The organism is Sinorhizobium sp. B11 (assembly GCA_039725955.1).
In the GTDB taxonomy this organism is placed as follows: Bacteria; Pseudomonadota; Alphaproteobacteria; order Rhizobiales; family Rhizobiaceae; genus Rhizobium.
On record CP091033.1, the window covers coordinates 1,268,127 to 1,281,725 of the forward strand.

The 13,599-nt window shown below is 59.2% G+C and carries 10 protein-coding genes and 2 pseudogenes; 5 read left to right on the forward strand and 7 right to left on the reverse strand.

The annotated features are described in order from the left end of the window. The first annotated feature begins 124 nt into the window (after positions 1 to 124). Positions 125 to 835 (forward strand): phosphatase PAP2 family protein, encoded by a 711-nt coding sequence (locus tag LVY75_05670; GenBank protein ID XAZ19645.1) that lies wholly within the window; start codon positions 125 to 127, stop codon positions 833 to 835. Here LVY75_05670 and LVY75_05675 read toward each other — a convergent pair. From LVY75_05675 to LVY75_05705, 7 genes are all read right to left on the reverse strand, one after another. After that, positions 771 to 2,159, reverse strand: a complete 1,389-nt coding sequence (locus LVY75_05675; GenBank protein XAZ19646.1) for a HAMP domain-containing histidine kinase — start codon at positions 2,157 to 2,159, stop codon at positions 771 to 773. The two genes, LVY75_05670 and LVY75_05675, sit on opposite strands and share 65 nt — an antisense overlap. After that, the gene (locus tag LVY75_05680; GenBank protein XAZ19647.1) at positions 2,156 to 2,815 is read right to left on the reverse strand and encodes a response regulator; all 660 of its coding nucleotides are present in this window, start codon (positions 2,813 to 2,815) and stop codon (positions 2,156 to 2,158) included. The genes LVY75_05675 and LVY75_05680 overlap by 4 nt, the downstream gene beginning before the upstream one ends. 222 nt (positions 2,816 to 3,037) lie before the next feature. Next, positions 3,038 to 3,715, reverse strand: a complete 678-nt coding sequence (locus tag LVY75_05685; GenBank protein ID XAZ19648.1) for an outer membrane beta-barrel protein — start codon at positions 3,713 to 3,715, stop codon at positions 3,038 to 3,040. A 592-nt stretch (positions 3,716 to 4,307) separates the two neighbouring features. Continuing rightward, positions 4,308 to 5,507: a mandelate racemase/muconate lactonizing enzyme family protein gene (locus tag LVY75_05690; GenBank protein ID XAZ19649.1), complete on the reverse strand. Its 1,200-nt coding sequence runs from the start codon at positions 5,505 to 5,507 to the stop codon at positions 4,308 to 4,310. Positions 5,508 to 5,522: 15 nt separating this feature from the next. Next, the gene (locus LVY75_05695; GenBank protein XAZ19650.1) at positions 5,523 to 6,884 is read right to left on the reverse strand and encodes a mandelate racemase/muconate lactonizing enzyme family protein; all 1,362 of its coding nucleotides are present in this window, start codon (positions 6,882 to 6,884) and stop codon (positions 5,523 to 5,525) included. A gap of 67 nt (positions 6,885 to 6,951) precedes the next feature. After that, a complete protein-coding gene (locus tag LVY75_05700; GenBank protein XAZ19651.1) occupies positions 6,952 to 8,118 on the reverse strand; it encodes a mandelate racemase/muconate lactonizing enzyme family protein in 1,167 nt (388 codons plus the stop codon). 54 nt (positions 8,119 to 8,172) lie between these two features. After that, entirely contained in the window at positions 8,173 to 8,883 is a 711-nt protein-coding gene (locus LVY75_05705) for a GntR family transcriptional regulator (protein XAZ19652.1), read from the reverse strand. A 207-nt stretch (positions 8,884 to 9,090) separates the two neighbouring features. Between LVY75_05705 and LVY75_05710 the strand changes: the two genes are divergently transcribed. The 4 genes and pseudogenes from LVY75_05710 (at position 9,091) to LVY75_05725 (ending at position 13,599) form a co-directional block, all read left to right on the forward strand. Further along, positions 9,091 to 10,569 (forward strand): sugar ABC transporter substrate-binding protein, encoded by a 1,479-nt coding sequence (locus LVY75_05710; protein ID XAZ19653.1) that lies wholly within the window; start codon positions 9,091 to 9,093, stop codon positions 10,567 to 10,569. A 73-nt stretch (positions 10,570 to 10,642) separates the two neighbouring features. After that, positions 10,643 to 11,602, forward strand: a complete 960-nt coding sequence (locus LVY75_05715) for a sugar ABC transporter permease (GenBank protein XAZ19654.1) — start codon at positions 10,643 to 10,645, stop codon at positions 11,600 to 11,602. Continuing rightward, positions 11,599 to 12,490, forward strand: a pseudogene (locus tag LVY75_05720) (carbohydrate ABC transporter permease). Before LVY75_05715 ends, LVY75_05720 begins: the two are co-directional and overlap by 4 nt. Positions 12,491 to 12,500: 10 nt before the next feature. Beyond that, a pseudogene (locus LVY75_05725) lies at positions 12,501 to 13,599 on the forward strand (ABC transporter ATP-binding protein).

Here is a 13,599-nt window from a genome sequence, read left to right on the forward strand (position 1 = left end):
GATATCCAAAAGGTCTGCCTTGCTCTTCGTCGCCCTCGCTGCGGCGACAGACCGAATTCTGGGACGCGCACGAAAGCGCTTGCGGGCAGGTTACCGGAGATTTTTTACCAGCCAGATCCAGGTCGTGCCATCGCGCAGAGCGCTCCTGGAGAGACCCACCTTCATACTTCTCGTCTTTTTCCTGGCGTCGCTCGTGACCATGAACGAGGCCGATCTCGCCCTCGGTGTCTGGATGCAATCCGTCCCGAAACAATTGCACGGCATTATCAACTGGCTGAGCGACCTCGGGACAGGTCAGCTCCTCCTGACCGTCACGGGCATCATATTGCTTTCTCGCATCGTGATGCCTCTCGGCGGTTTGTGCCGCTCGACGGTCCGCAAAGTAAATGCCGCAACCGCGATTACCGCCTTCGTGTTCTTGTCTGTAGCAGGCGCAGGTATTGCAAGCGCCTTGGCCAAGAACATCGTGGGGCGGGCGCGGCCAGAACTGCTTGCTGTCGACGGACCGTTCTATTTCAAACCGTTCGCTTTCAATTCAGAATTCGCCGCTTTCCCGTCCGGCCATTCCGCAACTGCGGGCGCGATGGCAATGTCGGTCGCATTGACGTTTCCGGCGCTCCGGCCCTTCGTTGTCGCAATTGGCGTTGCGATCTGCCTCTCCCGTCAGATGATAGGCGCACACTGGGCAAGCGATACGATCATGGGCTGGGCGGTCGGCGCCGCATTCACGCTTTGGCTCGCCCACCAGTTTGCCCGCAGACAACTCGTCTTCAGCTACGCGAACGATGGGCGGCTCCTGCCCCTGTCCTGGCGTCGCGACGCTGTTCGGGCCTGACGGTCAAGATGCGGGCCTCGAACCCTTCCGAGCGGCCGCTCGCCGGCGATCGAAGTTCCAATACGCCTCCCATTTGTCGGACGATCGTATCGGCGATGGAGAGCCCCAGACCAGCGCCCCTGGCGGACGTCGCCCCTCTGCGAAACCGGACTTTCAGCCCATCGAGATCGGCCGCAGATAGTAGCGCGCAATCATTGGAGATGCTGATGCTGCCGTCGCTGTTTACCGATACGTCGATTATGCCGGTGGGCCGTCCGTGGAGGATGGCATTCTCAATGAGGTTGCTGACCACAATGCCGAAAGCATCTACATCGACGGCCCGCATGAGGGGATCTGCCGCCGGGCTGTAGGCGAGACGGTGCTCTATCGCTGGACTGCGGCGATAGTCGCGGACGATCAGGTCAAGCACCTGGCGAAGATCGCTCGTCGCAGCCGTCTGCCCGAGACCGGCGTCAGCTCGGGCAAGCTGGAGAAGCTTTTCCGACGTGCGTCCGAGCTTTAAAAGCGCCGCCTCGATATTGCGTGCACGCGCTTTCATGACCTCATCCGGCAACTCGGCGAGAAGTCTTTGCGTCTGCGCAAGCGCGCCAGCCACGGGCGTGCGAAGCTCATGAGCACTGTTGGTGGCGAACTCCCGTTCCGCGGCTATCGCCGCCCGCACGCGCTGCAAGAGCAGGTTCACCGACTGGGCGATGGGTTTCAGTTCCCGGGGTACGGTCTCGGTCTCGACAGGCGACAGGTTGCCACTGCCCTTTTTTGAGATCGCCTCACGCAGCTTGTTGATCGGATCGACGGCTCTTCTGGCAATCCACGTCATCAGGAGAAAACTGAGCGGAAGCAGGATGGCAAGCGGGATGAGCATCGTCACCGCGCTCTCCCGCACCGCCTCACGCCGGTGGCCGAACCGGTCCGCCGTCTGCAGGAAGAGAGAGCCATCCGCGCTCATTGCCGTATAAAATCGATACTTGTCCGTGTCGTGAAACCCGACGGTCAGAGGGACATCAAACGGCTCGAGCGGTGCGTCTTTCGAATGAAAGACAACCGCGCCGTCCCTGCCGCGAACCTGGTAGACAAGATATTCCTTTTTGGATGGGGTCGATGGCGCGCGATGCGACTGCTCTCCCTCCTGAACATTCGGCAATTGCCCCTCTTCTACGATCGCCAGCAATCGTTCGGTCGTCTCCTCGAGCGCATTGTCGAAGATCTCGTCGAATTCCGACCTCATCACCGAGATCCCAAGCCCGATGGCACCAAGCCAGAACAGCACCAGCACGCCTGTGAGCGCGGCTATAAGAGGTCGGACGATGCTTCGATCTCTTCTCATTCGACCGCCAGCATGTAGCCGAGCCCTCGGGCGGTCCTGATCTTCTCCATTCCGATCTTCTTGCGCAATCTGCTGATATACACCTGCACTGTGTTGCTTTCGACCTCCTCACCGAAAGCATAGAGGGCGTCCTCGATCCGTTTCAGCGTAACGAGTTTTCCCGGACGCTCGACAAGCAGATCGAGCAACGCCCACTCGCGCGGAGTCAACTGAACGTCCTGTCCGCCGACGCTGATAGAGTGCGACGATCTCTCGATCACGATATCCGCAACCTCGATGGTATTTCGCCGACGTCCCTCGTAGCGACGACGAACGGCAAGGATTCGCGCTTCGAGTTCGTCGAGGTTGAACGGCTTGATCAGATAATCGTCCGCACCCGCGTTAAGTCCGGCGATGCGGTCTGATATTTGATCTTTGGCGGTGAGGACAATCACTGGAGCCTCCCCGCCCCGAGCCCGAAAATATTCCAGGAAGACCAGACCGTTGCCGTCCGGAAGATGCAGATCAAGGAGAACGAGCCCGTATTCGAATGACCTGCTTGCGGCTTCTGCATCGACGACCGTGCGGACCCAGTCCGTCGCGTAACCGGCCGTATTCGTGTGATCGCGAACCGCCTCACCGATAATCTCGTCGTCTTCGACCAGGAGAATACGCACAATCCGTCCCTTGCGACCTAGTGGCTGGTTGCACCGTTGTTAGCTTGGCCCAGCAGCCGTCCCGAGGATAAAGCCAACAGGACCATATCGTGCCGATGCACCATACGGCCAGATGCTTTTCCGATCTCGGATCGGCTATCGCGAAACCACCGACCCGATGATTGCGGCTGATGGGATGGGCAGCAACCTGCATCGGGTATCAGCGCTTATCGCTTGCGACGATCACCAGTGGTAGGAAATACCGACATTGACCGCGTTGGTGACGATATTCGTCTTCAGGCGGTCGCCGCTGTCGATCGGAACATCGACGCGCGAATAGGTGCCCTTGTATTCCACGAAGGTCGACCAGTTGTCGGTGACGCGGAAGTCGACGCCGGCCTGCGCCTGGAAGGTTACGCCGCCGAATTCGTAGTCGAAGGTCGTGCCCTGGGGACGGGTGACTTCGACATGCGGAATGTTCACGCCGACGCCGGCGCCAAGATAGGGGGTCCAGCGGCGAGCCGGGTCCTTGAAGCGATAGAGGCCGTTGACCGTCAGGAGATTCAGGCCGTCGGTGAATTCGAAATGCGTCCAGCCCGGTGAACGCGCCATGGTCTCGTCGTCGGCATAGACCTTGTCATGGGTGTAGTCGAGAGACACGCCCCAGTTCGGCAGGTTGAAATCGCCCAGCCACCAGGTGACACGGCCGCCGTAGTAAGGCGGGCTGCCGAACGACTTGCCTTCCCAGCCGGCGCTGAAGGAGGTGCCATCGGATACATCGATATGGCTATGCGGTGCCGTCTGGTAACCGCCATAGATGGAAAATTCCAGATCTTCAGCCGAAGCCGTGCCGGCCATCGCGAGAGCGCAAAAGGCGATACCCGCCAGAAGCGAGGCCGAGCGTTTGAATTCAAGTCTCATAGGATACCTTCTGCTTTGATCCCTCAATTGCGCTGAGCTTCTAAACGCTGGCCGAACCAGAAATTTGCAGACGAGCGCACCCGGCGATCGAACTGCATTTCCATGAGCCCGATACCGCATCAACGGCGAGACTGTTCGGTCACTTCCGTTCCGAGTCGATGAATGGAGATTGGGCGCGCCTTCCCCAGCCCACTACGCGTCGAAAAAGCTTTAGCGATGATTCCTGACAATAAGCTGAAAGCGCAGCGGCAGGATCGCACCGTGCCCCTCAAAACCAAGGACGCAGCCGTTTCCACGCGATAGCTTTCCATGCCGATCCCAAGATTGCCCCGGCATTGGTATGCGCCGACTTGAAGTGTAGGAAATTACCTAAGATTCAGGTCTTATGAGACATTCAACGTATCGGTGAGATCAATCGCATCCTCGGCGGCGGGGTGGGCGGAGCCGCAAGAGGTCGCCGCCGTTGTACCCAATAGTGACAAGTGACCCTGAAGATCGAAGCCTTCATCCCCGTTTACAGTTCGACACCACTTATTTCGTCAGGCGCCAGCACCTGGCGCCTAACAATATCGCACGGCATGTGGAGGGAGGTTCAGTCGAAAAAGCCCGCATCCTCTTCGCTGAGATATTTCCTGGCTCCTTCGGCGTCGATATCGAGGCCTAGCCCGGGCGCCTCCAGCAGGTCCACCATGCTGTCCTTCACAATCTGAGCCGGCAAGCCGATGACCAGATCCTCCCACCAAGGGTCGGAGGCGCTTGGATACTCGAATGCGACGTAATTTGCGGGCAAGGTGGCGCAGACGTTGATCAACGCGCCGAGGCCTAGCAGTCCGTTGGCCGTGCCGTGCGGTGCCATCAGGATTGAATGCATGTAAGCGTGCTCGGCGACCCATTTGAGCTCTGCGATACCGCCAATATCGGCAGGATCGGGGCCGATGACGCGTACCGCCTGCGTCTCGATCAACTCCTTGAAATTGTGCCGCAGGTAGATCTGCTCACCGGTGTGGATTGGTGTCGAGGTAGAGGTCGTCAGCTCACGATAGGCCTGCGGGTTGACCCATGGCACATAGTCACCAGTCAGCATGTCCTCCAGCCACATCAGATTGTACTTCTCTACTGCGCGAGCGAACCTGATCGCATCAGGCAGCATCCAGCCCGGACCGCAGTCGAGCGCCAGGCTGACCTTATCGCCAAGCACTTCCTTCATTGCGATCACACAGTCGAGCATGTGATTGAAACCGCGCTCGCTGATCACGCCCTGATCCATGGCACCGTGGTAGCCGGCCTTCTTCTGCGTCACGCCGTAGTGGAAGCCCTCAATCGTGTCCTTCATGTTGGAGTGGAACGAGATTCCTTGCTTGACCATGAAGAAGTTCTGCGGCTGCTCCATCATCCATTTGACGTCAGCGGCGTAATCCTCCGGCCGGTCGCCCGCGCGTTTCTGGCGGATCGAGCCGTTGTAGACACGCACCTTGTCGCGCACCTTGCCGCCGAGCAGCTTATAGACCGGCACGCCCGCAGCCTTGCCGGCTATGTCCCACAGTGCATGCTCGATAGCGCTGACCGCCGCGCCATACGGCTTGAAAGAGCCACGTTGGCGGATCTTCAGCATCACTCTCTCGACGTCAGTCGGATCTTCGCCGATCAGCGCCTCGCGGAAATGCAGCACGAAGGGTTTGAGGTAGGACTTGGTAAATTCGACTTCGCCCAGGCCATAGAGGCCCTCATCGGTTACGATGCGGACGATCGGGTGTTTGCCGATGACGGCGCAACGGAGATCGGTGATCTTCATCTTCGGTCCTTTGCTTCAGCTCCAGGTGCGATCCCAGGAATACTCATCGTCCCAGCGATCCGTAGATTGCCAAATGCCGGTGACACCCGGCTGCAAATGCTGCGAGATGACTTCATCGACGACGTCGTCGATCCCCAGGCCAGGCTTGTCCGTAACAGTGATGAAGCCGTCCTTCACCAGCGGCTTGGGAAGTCCCGTGACAATATCGTCCCACCAATCGACATCGGCGGAGTGGTATTCGAGCGCCATGAAATTTTCGGTCGCGGTGGCGACATGTGCGGCGGCCATGGCGGCGATTGGGCTTTCTGCCATGTGAATGGCCATGGCCACACCATGGTCCTGCGCCATATCGCCGATCTTCTTGGTCTCGAGGATGCCCCCGCTGGTGAGCAGGTCCGGGTGAATAACCGAGACGCCGCCGCTGTTGAGCAGAGGCTCGAAGCCTTCCTTGAGGTATATGTCCTCGCCAGTGCAGATCGGCACCGTGGTCGCGTCCTGCAGCTGTCGGTATTGCTCGCTATACTGCCATGGGATCACATCCTCGAGCCAGGCCGGGACGTATTTTTCAATTCGCCTGGCAAGGCGAATGCCGTTCTGCATCGAGATATGGCCGATATGGTCGATCGCAAGCGGCACATCCATGCCGATGACCTCACGAACCTCGGCGATGTACTGCTCGAGCAGGTCGAGGCCCTTGTCGGAAAAGTGCAGGCCGGTAAACGGGTGCTGGACGTTATGCAGATCGTACGCAGCGTTGCGAAGACGCCGTTCTTCAATGGTCTTCAACGGCCCGCGACTGGGAGAGTTGCGGTATCCTTCCAGTGAGCCGGCAGGAAACACGACCGCACCAGGTACGTCGGCGATCTGCATCAATCCCAGATCCATCTTGAGGAAGGTGAATCCGAGCTCCATGCGCTCTTTGAGGCGCTTACCGGTCTCGGCACCGCTCGGCACGGTGGCGTCGGTATCGCAGTAGACGCGCACTTTCTCCCGGAACCGACCGCCGAGCATTTGGTAGATCGGGACGCCGTAGGCCTTGCCGGCAAGATCCCACAATGCGATCTCGACCGCCGAAACACCGCCGCCTTGCCGGCCGTGCCCGCCGAACTGCTTGATGCGGCGAAACAGACGATCGATGTCACATGGGTTCTCGCCAAGCAACCGGCTCTTCAGCATCAGCGCGTAGGTGGCGCTGGCACCGTCGCGCACCTCGCCAAGCCCGACGATGCCCTGGTTGGTGTAGATCTTGAGCAGCGCTGAGGTGAACGGCGCGCCGACAATTTCGGCAACCCGCATGTCGGTGATGCGAAGTTCTGACGGCTTGGAATGCGTGTTTACCCGATTGAGCGCCTCGTCGGCTCCATCTGCCTCTAGCATGGTCTATCCTCGTTTGGTCGGCAGGGTACGTCACCGCGCGTACGGTGGGACGGCGTAGAGCGACTGGCTAATCCAGCTCGATCTCGTGGCTTTGCAGGTAGTCGCGGTTCATTTCGACGCCGAGACCAGGCTTTAGTGTCAGCTTGAGGCTGCCATTCGAAACGTCGAGCGGCCTATCGATGAGGTGATCATACTTGCCCAGGTTCCACTCCGACGTTTCGAGCTTGTAGAAGTTGGGAACGGTCATCATCACTTGCGCTCCCGCAACCACGTTGATCGGACCGGCGGCATCATGCGGTGAGACCGGGATGTAGTAGGCTTCGCATAGGGCGGAAATCTTCTTGAGTTCGGTTATGCCGCCGGTCCAGGTGACGTCAGGCATGATGTAATCGGCAAGCTTGTTTTCGAGCACCGGCACGAAATCCCACTTCGTGTGGCCGCGCTCGCCCCACGAGATAGCGGCGCTGACCTTGTCACGGACCTGCTTGAGGGCGTTGAGGCTCTCCGGTGGACAGGGCTCTTCGAACCAGTCGATCTGACCGGCTTCCTCGAGGCTCCGGCAAAGGCGGATGGCGGTCGGAACGTCAAAGCGGCCATGCGCATCGATGAGGATGTCGATGTCGGGACCTGCCGTTTCGCGGATCAGGGCGGTAAGCTCGGCAGCTTCGCGCTCGTCCTTGCGGGTCATGCTGCCATCGAGATAGCCATCCCGCTGCTCGCGAGCCTGTCCGCCGGCGGTGCGGCCCTGGTGGGGCAAAGGATCGAACTTGAGCGCGGTGTGGCCGGACTCGACGATGTCTCGAATTTCCCGGACCACAGCCTCCTTGCTGGTAAACTTGCGCTGGTCGGGATGGGTGTAGAGCGAAATTTCATCGCGTACCGGTCCGCCCAGGAGTTCATAAATCGGCTTGCCAAGAACTTTGCCGCGGATGTCCCAGAGGGCGATGTCGATGGCGCTTATGCATTCGACCGCAGCGCCGCGACTGCCCATGTAGGTGAAGCTGCGGAATATCTTGTGCCACAGATACTCGATCCGGGCCGGGTCTTCGCCGGCAATAGCGGCACCGATCTGCCGCAGGATCGTGCAGAGGGCGCGATTGGCGAGCCTTGTCGTGGTGGTGATCTCGCCCCAGCCGCTCACTCCCTCATCTGTCGTCACTTCGATGAACAGGAACTCTCCCCAATAAGAAGCATCGGATTTGATAAGCCACGGCCGAACGCTGGTGATTTTCATCTCAACTGCCTTTAACTGAAGTGGTCGGGATAACGATATTCAGGGTTATGGATTCTAGCCTGCTCGAGCCGCATTACGCGCACGCATGTGTTCGAGGATGTGCCGGCCGGAGCCCTCGACGTGGCGTGCAATGAGGTCGGCGGCCTCGTTGGCATGTCCCGCTTTTACATGTGCGATAAGCTCGCGATGCTCGCTGAGGATCGCGGCACGCCGGGCGAGCGTGAAGTCGAAACGCCGACTTACGGCTCGCAGCACTTCGCGATGCTTCCACCAGAGCTCGGCGGCATGGCGGTTGTAGTGCTTCTGATACATGACGGTGTGAAAGGCGGTGTCCAGCTCGCTGTGCCTGAAAGGGTCGGCGAAATTGTTCTCTTCGATCAGGCCCTGGATGCGTTCGAGTTCAGCAATGTCCTCTACAGTGGCCATGTTCACGAACCATTTCGTCAATGCCGGCTCGATCAAGACCCCAATCTCGTAGATGTCCCGAACGAAATCCTGATCTATGGGCCTCACGCGCGCTCCGCGGTTGGGAACGAAGGTGACGAAGCCCTCCCCGCGCAAGAGTTGCAAAGCCTCGCGCACAGGGTTGGTCGAGGTGCCGTGGCGCCGAGCGAGATCGGTGACAACAAGCCGCTCGTTGGCAGCGAGCCGCCCTTCGATGATGTCATCCCTGATCAGTTGATAAAGCGAGGCGCCTTCGCTGGAGGCCCCGATAGCGTCGATGCCTTCGGGCGGCTGCGCTTTAAAATCGCTCGTTTCGGCCAAGATTGTCCCCAATAAATACACAGATTTCCCAGATATCACGCAATACTTCTCAAAACAATGTACGATTTCTGTCATTGACAGGCAATCGCCGATCTGAAAACGTATGATCAGGCCGAAGGGATACATTAGGGAAAATCTCGCGGCCGGGGAGCAAAGACCGCTCGCCTTGACGCAGAGCGGCATGGGAGAAAACCTGGGAGGTTACCTATGACGAGGATTTCACTCGGCCGTGCTGTCCTGCACGGCACTGTTTCGACTGCTTTGATGATATCGTTGACATCCGTGTCTGCGCTGGGTGCGCCGGTCGACCTGAGCAAGTGGTCGCCGGAATACGTGCGCTCCATCGCCGGCACACAGGATTTCGACACGGCCGGCGATTGCTCCAAGGTCACTCCGCTCGACTACAAGGGGCGACTGACTTTCTGGTATCAGGGCGTGTTCGAGGGCGACCCCGACCTCCTGCGCCAGTATTACAAGGACTTCTTCGAGACCTTCCGCAAAACCTACCCAAACATTGAGCTTGAGGAACAAGCCCTTACCTATAATGACCTTCTGGACAAGTTCCGGACCGCGCTCCTTGGCAATGCAGCGCCCATGGCGGTGCGCCTGCAGATCCTCGGCGGAACCGAATTCGCAGCGAAGGGTTATTTGCAGCCGCTCAAACCTGAGGATGTCGGCTATTCGACTGACGATTTCTGGCCCGGAGCGATGAAGGCTGTAACCTGGGATGGCGTGACCTACGGCATTCCAACCAACAACGAGACGATGGCGTTCATCTGGAACGCCGATGTCTTCAAGCGTGCAGGTCTCGATCCGGACAAGGCTCCGGCAACCTGGGACGACGTTGTCAAATATTCCAAGCAGATTCACGACAAACTCGGCATTTCGGGTTACGGCCTCGTGGCACGCAAGAATGCGGGCAATACGCCATATCGTTTCATGCCGCAGTTGTGGGCCTATGGCGGCGGCGTCTTTGACGAGGCCACCGCGAGCCCGGCCTATAAGGAGGTCGAGCTCAATAGTTCGCAGAGCAAGGCTGCACTGCAGGCCTCGTACGATATGTATGTTCGCGACAAGTCGGTTCCGGTTTCGGCGCTGACCAATCAGCAGGCCGATAACCAGCCCCTTTTCCTGGCTGGCCAGCTCGGCATGATGATCTCGCACCCGTCCGACTATAACGTCATGCTCGACCTGCAGAAGAAGACGACAGGCAGCGACAAGGAAAAAGCGCAGACCGTCATCGACAACATGCGCTACGGCCTGATTCCGACAGGCCCTGATGGCAAGCGTGCCGTCGTGTTCGGTGGCTCCAATATTCACATCCTGAAGCCCGAATATGTCGAGGGCGGCAAGGTAGATGAGCCGGCAGCAAAGGCTATCATCTGCATGTGGACGAGCCCCGAATGGTCACTGAAGATGGCCTATGCCGGCTCGAACCCCGGAAACCTGAACGGCTTCAAGACCAAGTGGATGAAGGAACGCCTCGACAGTATCAAGTTCCTTGATGTCACGACCTCAATGCTGCCATACGGCATCCCCTTCCCGGCGCTGCCGCAGTCGCCCGAGATCATGAACATCATCGTCCCCGACATGCTGCAGAATGCCCTCACCGGGGCCATGACGGTCGACCAGGCAGCGGACGACGCGGCCAAGAAGGTCAAGGGCCTGATGGACGGCGGACTTTAGTCCAAGCCTGACGATCTGACCGGCTGCGCCTTGATCGCGGCCGGTCTGTTCCGAAGAATAAGGGCAGCGCACAGTGACGATCTTGACTTCGAAGGCCGAGACTCGCCGAAGACTGCAATCCGACAGGTCGGGCTTGCTGCGAAAGATTTGGGAACACCGCGCCGATTATGCGTACGTGCTTCCCGCGATCGCCGTGATGCTCATCGTCATTGCCTATCCGATCTACTACACGATCGAGTTGTCGTTCTTTAACACACCGCCTGGCCTGCAGCTCCGGGACAAGATTTTCGTCGGCCTCGACAATTACACCGCTATCCTCACAAGTCCGGTGTTCTGGACGGTCACCTCGAACACGCTTATCTGGACGCTCGGATCCACGTTCATCTCATTCGTCCTCGGGTTTGCCTGCGCGCTCGCGCTTCATCGCGACTTTCTCGGCCGGGGCATCCTGCGTGCCATCCTGATCATTCCCTGGGTCATCAGCGCGGTCGCTGCGTCCTATATCTGGAAGTGGATCTACCATTCGGACTTCGGGATCATCGGTGCGGTGCTGGTCGGCCTCGGCTTGGCAGACCGGCCGCCGAATTTCATCGACAGCGTCACGACGGTGCTGCCCTCGCTGATCGTCGTCAATATCTGGCGGGAGTTTCCGTTTGCCATGATCATGATGATGGCCGGCCTGCAGACGGTTCCCGACCAGTTGCTGCGCGCCGCAAAAGTCGACGGCGCCAATGCATGGCAGCGGTTCTGGCACGTCACCTTTCCGCACTTGAGAAACGTCTCGACCGTGACGATCCTTCTCCTGGCTGTGGCCAACTTCAATTCTTTCATCATCCCCTGGATCATGACCGGCGGTGGGCCGTCGAATGCATCGCATATCTGGATCACCCACATTTATGAGCTCGCCTTCGGCCGCCAGCGCTGGGGCGTGGCATCGGCCTATTCGGTGCTGCTGTTCCTGATCCTGATGTCGCTCGGCTACTTCTACGTCCGTGCGCTGAGCGGTAACGAACGGAAGGATGGAAGCGAATGAGCGCGATTGCCGGGACTGCTCATCGAGGCCTGGCGCGCCGCCGTACCCGCATCGATGGATGGCGGTGGGGCGGACGCATCTTCCTCGTGTTCATGCTGCTTTACACCGCATTGCCGATGATCTGGATGCTGAGCACCTCGATCAAGTCCGGCTTCGCGGCCATGCAGTTTCCGCCGCAATTGTGGCCGGACCAACCCACGCTTGCCAGCTACCAGAAGCTGCTCGATCCTCAAAACAGCGTCGGCCAGGACTTCCTGCGCTTTTTCTGGAACAGCCTTCTCGTCTCCACCGCCACGACCATCCTTTCGGTGATCGTGGCAGTTCCTGCGGCCTATGCGTTTTCGCGCTTCACCTTTCCTGGCCGAAACTTTCTGTTCTTCGCCGTCCTGCTGCGCAACATGTTCCCGGCAGTGATCTTTCTCGTGCCGCTCTTCATCCTGATGCGCGCGATCGGGCTGATCAACACCCATGGGTCGCTCGTCCTCACCTACCTCACATTCGGCCTGCCGCTGGCAATCTGGCTCCTCAAGGGTTTCTACGACAACATCCCGGTGCAGCTCGAGCAGGCCGCACGCATCGATGGAGCAACGCGATTTCCAGGCCTTTCTCCTGATCGTGATGCCGCTCTCGGCGCCGGGCATCATCGCCACGGCGATCTATTCCTTCATCGGTGCGTGGAACGAGTACATCTACGCCTACACCTTCCTCTCCAAGAACGAGCAATTGACGCTGCCAGTCGGCATCCAGCGCTTCTTCTCGGAAAACACGACGGACTTTCCGGGCCTGATGGCGGCAAGCTTCATGATGAGCGTGCCCGTCGTGGTCCTGTTCCTCGTTCTTCAACGCTACTTCGTACGCGCCCTCACAGAAGGCGCAGTCAAGCACTAAGGAGTTGCCGGTGGCCCACGTGGTCCTCAAAGATCTGGTCAAGACCTATGGCGCCTTCAAAGCTGTCAACGATGTTTCGCTGACGGTCAATGACGGCGAATTCGTTGCGCTCGTCGGCCCTTCAGGCTGTGGCAAGACAACCACGCTCAATCTTGTGGCGGGGCTCATTCCGGTCACATCCGGTGACATCGTCATCGGCGACCAGGTGGTCAACGACCTCGATCCCAAGGATCGAGACATCGCAATGGTGTTCCAGAACTACGCGCTCTATCCGCAGAAATCGGTCTACAAAAATCTGGCGTTCCCGCTGCAGATGCGCAAACTGCCAAGGGACGAGATCGACAAGAAGGTCAGGGAAGCAGCGCGCGTGCTCGACATGACGCAGCTGCTCGAGCGCAAGCCACGCGAACTTTCGGGCGGGCAACAGCAGCGTGTGGCGCTGGGCCGCGCCCTTGTTCGCGATCCGGCGGTATTCCTGATGGATGAACCACTTTCCAACCTCGACGCAAAGCTGCGCGTGCAGATGCGCTCGGAGATCAAGCGTTTTCACCAGGACCTCAAGGCGACGATCATCTATGTGACGCACGACCAGCTCGAAGCCGTGACCATGGCCGACAGGATGGCGGTGATGAACGGCGGCTACCTGCAGCAATACGACACTCCGGCGCAGGTTTTTGCCCATCCGGTGAACATGTTCGTCGCCAGCTTCGTCGGCAGCCCGGCGATGAGCCTTGTCCCATTGGAGGCGTCAACGGCAAGCGGCGAGACCGTGTTGACCAGCGCAGAAGGCTGGCGCCTCGAGCTTTCGCCAAAAAAACGCCCAGAAGGTCGCAAGGGCAACCAGCAGGAAAGTCGTGCTCGGCGCACGCCACTCGACGATCAAGCTGCACAAGAGTGCGATGCCTGGGACCGTCCCTGCCAAGGCCTACACAGTGGAGCCGACCGGAGACGTGACTTTCGTACAAGCGTTTCTCTCCGGCGCCATCGTCAATGTCAGCGTCCCGCCGACCATTGCCGTCGCGCCCGACGAACAGATCTGGCTCGAGTTCGATCAGGAGCGGATGCATCTGTTCGACGGCGAAACGGAAATGGCTCTCAAGGCCAACTGA

Coding starts and splice junctions, on each gene's coding strand:
- LVY75_05700 (XAZ19651.1), bottom strand. CDS start 8,118: ATGAAAATCACCAGCGTTCGGCCGTGGCTTATCAAATCCGATGCTTCT.
- LVY75_05685 (XAZ19648.1), bottom strand. CDS start 3,715: ATGAGACTTGAATTCAAACGCTCGGCCTCGCTTCTGGCGGGTATCGCC.
- LVY75_05695 (XAZ19650.1), bottom strand. CDS start 6,884: ATGCTAGAGGCAGATGGAGCCGACGAGGCGCTCAATCGGGTAAACACG.
- LVY75_05690 (XAZ19649.1), bottom strand. CDS start 5,507: ATGAAGATCACCGATCTCCGTTGCGCCGTCATCGGCAAACACCCGATC.
- LVY75_05675 (XAZ19646.1), bottom strand. CDS start 2,159: ATGAGAAGAGATCGAAGCATCGTCCGACCTCTTATAGCCGCGCTCACA.
- LVY75_05710 (XAZ19653.1), top strand. CDS start 9,091: ATGACGAGGATTTCACTCGGCCGTGCTGTCCTGCACGGCACTGTTTCG.